At 46.5% G+C, this 6,000-nt stretch carries 5 protein-coding genes; 2 read left to right on the forward strand and 3 right to left on the reverse strand.

Annotation, left to right across the window (positions count from 1 at the left end; translation table 11 throughout):
* Nucleotides 1-49: 49 nt before the first annotated feature.
* The 3 genes from H6F86_RS33175 to H6F86_RS33185 all read right to left on the reverse strand — a co-directional run bounded on the left by H6F86_RS33175 (nt 50) and on the right by H6F86_RS33185 (nt 1,083).
* Entirely contained in the window at nt 50-280 is a 231-nt protein-coding gene (locus H6F86_RS33175) for a hypothetical protein (RefSeq protein WP_347240553.1), read from the reverse strand.
* Nucleotides 277-756, reverse strand: coding sequence for a cation:proton antiporter (locus H6F86_RS33180; RefSeq protein ID WP_347240555.1), 480 nt, complete (start codon nt 754-756; stop codon nt 277-279). The genes H6F86_RS33175 and H6F86_RS33180 overlap by 4 nt, the downstream gene beginning before the upstream one ends.
* A 153-nt stretch (nt 757-909) precedes the next feature.
* Nucleotides 910-1,083 carry a hypothetical protein gene (locus H6F86_RS33185; protein ID WP_347240557.1) on the reverse strand — a complete coding sequence of 58 codons (174 nt, stop codon included), beginning with the start codon at nt 1,081-1,083 and terminating at the stop codon, nt 910-912.
* Nucleotides 1,084-2,249: 1,166 nt separating this feature from the next.
* Between H6F86_RS33185 and H6F86_RS17145 the strand changes: the two genes are divergently transcribed.
* Both H6F86_RS17145 and H6F86_RS17150 read left to right on the forward strand, forming a co-directional pair.
* Nucleotides 2,250-4,133: a sodium:proton antiporter gene (locus tag H6F86_RS17145; protein ID WP_199305342.1), complete on the forward strand. Its 1,884-nt coding sequence runs from the start codon at nt 2,250-2,252 to the stop codon at nt 4,131-4,133.
* Nucleotides 4,134-4,439: 306 nt separating this feature from the next.
* On the forward strand, nt 4,440-5,627 hold the full coding sequence (locus H6F86_RS17150) for a histidine kinase dimerization/phospho-acceptor domain-containing protein (protein WP_190449949.1): 1,188 nt from the start codon (nt 4,440-4,442) through the stop codon (nt 5,625-5,627).
* Nucleotides 5,628-6,000 lie beyond the last annotated feature (373 nt).

Consider the following 6,000-nt stretch of genomic DNA (forward strand, 5'->3'; position numbering starts at 1 on the left):
TCCAAAAGCCCTAGCCGTAGACTTCTCACTACTGATGACTGACCACTGCTCACTGACCACTCCTGTAAATCTGGCTTGCTGTTCTTTTAATGGATGTTTGGGAAGGAGAGTGCCGGATACCAGCTTTGGCGTAACAACTCTGCTGCAAAACTGGAAACAAACCACTCTTGAAAGTTTCATCAAGCACTAACCCAGCAGCGAAGGCACCTAAAATGGCTTCTAGATGAATTGCATTGCTCAAGAGCGCCATGAAGAACGCAAAGATCAACGCCGGAATCACAATATTTCCCGTGTTTGTAGGGTTTGGACAATGGCGACAAAGCTTTTGCTGAAGAAGCTGCCCAGCAGAATCGAACCGATTAAGAAGACTGTGGTACTGATAATCAGGCAAATGACATGCACTAGGATGCCTAGCACATCATCAATGACAACGGCACCCACAATAATCTGATCTTCTTTGGATTTGAGTTGCCCCAGTTCTGACAGTACCTTGGAGGTAATGCCAATACTAGTAGCAGTGAGGGCGGCACCCGCAAAAATCGCCGGAATTGCCAAGACATAAAACACCCACATTAATTCACCTGTGCCCGCTGCAAAGGGTACAGCAACTTCCACACAGGCAACGACCGTTGCCTGATACCCCACTTGAAGTTGTCGCAAGTCTGATTCTAGACCAATTTCAAATAAGAGAATGATGACTCCCAGTTCAGCCAGAATGGAGATTGCCTCGCTCTGAGACTGAAAGATGCTCGACAAGGCGTCGGATTCAGGTGGTCAATGCGTTGCCGGATGGTCATAATCACCGAATCAGATGCCTGAGCACCACTTGCGGGAAACATCAGCAGATGCAGCACCGACACCCCACTACAACACCTACAATAGTTTGCCTAAGACTGGTGGTAAATTTAGTCATTTAGACAATTCACCGCCTAGCTTACTGGCAAGGTAAATTACGACTAAAGTCAGTAAAACGCTAGTGAGAACAATGAGCGCATTGGCTGCCTCAGTCGTTGCTAAAAGCGATAAGGAAGAGAAACGAGACGATAGCTCGTTAAGTAAAGGTGAGACAATGGAAAAAGGCATGGGTTAAATGCTGGTGCTACGACAATTCAACATTAAGTGAGACAGGCAAGCTCAAACAACCCACCTTACCGTATGACAGAATGTCGTAAAGATTCAACATCAGCAGAAGATCGTATTGGCTGCCCACTTGTTAAGGTTGATAGTAGAAACTTACTGTCTACTTATCTAGAGGTTAATGGACTAAACCGATCAAGAATCGAAACTAATTGATCGCGCATCCCCCGACAGTCTCAGCCTGCTGAAATCCTAAAAACGTCTGAACGATCTAGTGGTTTGAACCAGAATTGAGCGCTGTTATCTGAACGTGATTGCACTAAATATCCCGATTAATCGCCTAGAGCGTAAGGAGAAACTTCCACTTGAAGGCGGGTGCTCTGCTCAACAAATTGCTGCAACTCAAGATTCTTAAAGTTATTGACTGAGCGAACAATGATGGAGGCGTATCCCCGTCCTAACGCCTTCCCATCCTGGGCAACACAGGTGCGAACTTGATAAGTTTCAGGGCTTACAATCTCGATTGCGCCGTTATTGTGAAGAATTGCTCTGAAGTTGGAAGGAACCGTGAGGTGACGCCAAACTGGGGCAGCCTCAACTCTCGGGTAGTTTCAGCCGCTGGAATCGGACCTAGATCAGGACACTAGCCAGATTGAGCGATCGCTGTTGGACTTGGCAACAGACCAACTGTATTAACTAAAACAGCGATCAAAAGAATGGAAGATACGTATTTCATTGTTTTCGCCAAACAGGACCAATATCAATCACAAACTGATCATTAGCTCATTATTTATAATGTTCAGATAATTTCTTACTGACTTATTCCCTACACTTGAATCTGGTCATTCTTGCAATTTCCAAAAGCTGGTAATGGCTGCTAATCCTAGGATTACCAATTTTAGTGGTTGCACAAATCTGGCTCAAAGAAGTATAGGCGAAAGATGTTTTAGACCGATGAACAGTTTCTCAAGCAATAACTTCCAGCCAATCTGCGTCACATGAGCGCTAGCCTTGCAGCCGTAGTTAAAGCACTGCCTCATCTGAATCCTTTGGTGCCTTGACACTTCAAAACAGAATCGGCATCATCTAGCTACGATGGCCTCAGCAGCGTTAGATCAGCTTACTTTAACAGATTGCTTTGAATGGAAGGTTCCTTACCAATTACAGTTCTCATGAGCACAACCGTAATGGTCGGTATCGGTGCTCAGGTTTTAGCCCGATGGCTTCAGATCCCCGGCATTGTGCTGCTGCTGCTCTTTGGTATCATTTTAGGCTCTAGTGGCTTAGGGTTGCTGGAGCCGTCGCTTCTAGGTAGCGGCTTAGAAGTCATTGTTTCTCTAGCGATCGCCTTGATTCTCTTTGAAGGCGGGCTAAACTTACAGACTCGCGATCTGAGCAGCGTTTCGGTTAGCCTTCGCAATCTGGTGACGGTTGGGATGCTGGTTACATTTTCAGGTGGAGCGATCGCTGCCCATGCGTTAAACCAGTTTTCTTGGGCGATCGCCTTTCTCTACGCCTCGTTAGTAGTAGTAACGGGTCCAACCGTCGTAACTCCCTTGCTGAAACTTGTTGGAGTTGAACAGCGAGTCGCCACTCTCCTAGAGGGTGAGGGAATCTTGATTGATCCACTGGGAGCAATTGTGGCGGTGATTACCCTCACAATTGTGTTAAGTCAGCATGAAGTACCTTTGGTTCTGGTTGGAACGGCAATACCCTTGCTGCTGCTGAAAGGATTAGGGCTAAGGCTAGGGATTGGCACCGCAATTGGACTGATCGGGGGTGTCTTGCTAAGTCTGTTGCTGAGACAATCTAAATCTTTGCCGCAAGAATTGAAAAATCTGGTCGTACTTGCAGCAGTGTGGGGAGCTTTCAGTCTGGCACAAGCACTGCGAAGCGAGTCAGGTTTATTGGTCGCTGTGCTAATGGGTTTGATCCTGCGGGCCTCTGCCATTCCCGAAGAACGCTTGATCCGGCAGTTTAATGAACAGTTAGGGATTCTGGCGAACTCCGTGCTGTTTATTTTGCTGGCGGCTGATTTGTCAATCGCTAGCATCCTCGATTTAGGTTGGGGAGGTGTTCTGACGGTGCTGACACTGATGCTCATCGTGCGCCCCATCAATATTTTGCTATCAACCTGGAATCGGCGCTTTAGCTGGAAACAGCAGTTCTTTTTGTCCTGGATTGCTCCCCGTGGCATTGTCGCTGCCTCAATGGCATCCTTATTTGCACTTTCCCTTACAAAAGCAGGCATCGCAGGAGGTGAGGCAATGAAAGCGCTCGTTTTTCTCACTATCCTGATGACAGTATTGATTCAAGGACTCACAGCAGGTTGGGTTGCTCGCTGTCTGGGGTTACAGAAAACGCAGGTCAGAACCGTTATTGTGGGGAATACTCAGTTGAGTCAACTGCTAGCCCAGCTACTTCAACAGCAAGGAGAAGCAGTGGCGTTGATTGACCTCAACGCTACCGCTGCTAACCCAGTTCAGGTCGATGACATTCCTGTCATCAGCAAACACTTAGATCTAGAGGAACTAGAGGCAGAAGGGATCGCATCATTGAGCACTTTTTTGGCGCTGACTAATAGTCCAGAACTAAACGGTATTTTGGCGCAACGGGCTTTAGAATTATTCCGCCCCGAGCGAGTAGCCACGTTAGCTCAGCCCTCATTGCATCATGGAGATCGCCCCAGTTTTGCTGCAATGGGCATTAAGGTTGCTTTTGCAGCCCAAGTTTCTCTTGATCGGTGGAATCAGTCTCTCACCAAGAAGGACGTGAAGCTGGTCGAGGTGGTATTGCAGTCAGAGGAATTTACTGCACAACAAGCTGAATTACAAGCCTGCATCGCAGCAGGTGATTTGCTGCCGCTTTTGCTGAATCGAGCTGATCAGCTACAAATTATGCTTGTTGATGAACCCTGGCAAACGGGCGATCGCATCACCTTTTTGTTGGATAAAGCCTCATCTTCCAAAATACCGACGTTGAGCCAGAGCCACTCGACTCTCCTGCTTTTACCAGATCAAGCACTCCCAGAGCAAATTTTGCTGCAAACAACGTAATTAACCTGAGCTTGGGATAAGGATTGGGATAAGAAAGGGGCAAACTCGATAGGCTGAAAATGCTAAAATCTCACGCCGTGGTTTGCCCTTATGTTTAGTCGAGCAGACCTCTTTTACTCCGTCGATGATTTTTGCTAAGGCTTTGAACCGACATGGAAGCAACAACTTTTGGGCTTCGGATTGAAGCAACGTAATCGAATTTGGAGCTTGAGTTTGAGCGAAATTATGACCATTCTGATTGGCTTCCATCAGTCGTGTTACCGCAACTTCAAAACTTATGATTAGGAGAAAGTGCAGGCTAAGTGGGTGACTGCATTTCCTGGAGTTGTCAGCTACCAACACTTCATTGACTCGGTTCCAAGTACCTTAGTGCTGTGTGCCTATCTGCGCTCGTGTTTTGGTCAGTGCAGCGGCATCAGCTTCATGGACTCGACTGCGCTTGGACGTCGAGGATATATTCTCTATAGCGATCAAGCAGAGTTAAAGCAGTATAACCAAGTCATTCAATTCCTTGAACCCCAGCTAGAGCGCCTACAAAAACTAACTGTCGCTAATGTTAGCCAACAGCAGCAGTTAATTAAGCTCAGAGCCTTAATCAATCAACGTCTCCGGCTAGGGCAGCAATCGATCAATCTGCATCGTCAAAATGCTTCGCAAGAAGTTCAAGCGAAGATCACGGCTGTAAGTACCCGTAATCGACAAGAAATTTATCGTCTTGTTACAAACATGAAGCAGCAAGAGGAAAAGTCTCTTGATCGTTGGGTGAGTGAATCTCAGTCCAGCATTCAACTACGGATGTCGCTAGAGTTTCTAGGAACCTTTCTCACTTCTTTAATTCTCTCTAGCATTTTTGCCTTGCTGTATCGACAGATGGTGATACGCCAACAGGCAGAAGCTTTGCAGCAAAAGTTAGCTCAGGAAAAGGAATTGGGCGAACTTAAATTGCAATTCTTCTCAAGGGTCTCTCATGAATTTCGTACACCGTTGAGCAGTATTTTAGGGTCAGCTCAGATTCTGGATGATACACTTCACCCTCTGGTCGAAAAGCAGAAACTTAAGAGCCTCTATCGGATTCGGTCTGCGGCTCAGGTAATGGCTCAACTCCTTTCAGACATTCTGGCTTTAGCAAGGGCAGACGCAGGCAAGTTAGAGTTCAATCCAACACTGGTAGAAATGCAATCATTCTGCCTCAACTTACTGGACGACATGCAACCCTTGAGTAAACCTGAACATTCCATTCAATTCATCACGCAGAGTGAGTGTACCTATGCTCATGTTGATGAGAAACTGTTGTATTCCATTCTTAGCAACTTGATTTCAAATGTAATTAAGTATTCGCCCAATGGAGGTTTGATTGCTTTCACAATTGATCGTGAACCGAATTTCTTAACGTTTCGGGTGAGGGGGATTCCGTCAGAAACAAAAAAAATCTGTACCAACCATTCCGAAGGGGGGAGAACGTTGGCGGCATTTTGGGCACTGGATTGGGATTAGCAGTAGTGAAGAAGTGCCTCGATCTACATCAGGGAGAAAGTTCTGTTGAAAGCCAGGTAGACGTAGGAACAACGTTCACAGTTAAAATTCCTCAGGAAACCAAATGAATGGACATAGCAAACCCTGTGGGCAGTGACTTCTTATCTGTCGTGGAGACAAATTAGTTTCGTTAAAGTAGCAAAGCTAAACCAAGCTGGCTTTTCCACCTCAAGCCAGCTTAGCTATCTTGGTGGCTTGAGGCGGTCACTGAGCAACCTCTCTCTGCAAGCCTGCGACCGAGAGGGTTTTACTGAGCGACACGCCTTTGTCTCGATGTCAGATCATTAGACACTGTGCAGCATTGGCAGCACCTTCTCTCCAAAAACGTTGATAA

The organism is Phormidium sp. FACHB-592 (assembly GCF_014695795.1).
In the GTDB taxonomy this organism is placed as follows: Bacteria; Cyanobacteriota; Cyanobacteriia; order Leptolyngbyales; family Leptolyngbyaceae; genus Stenomitos.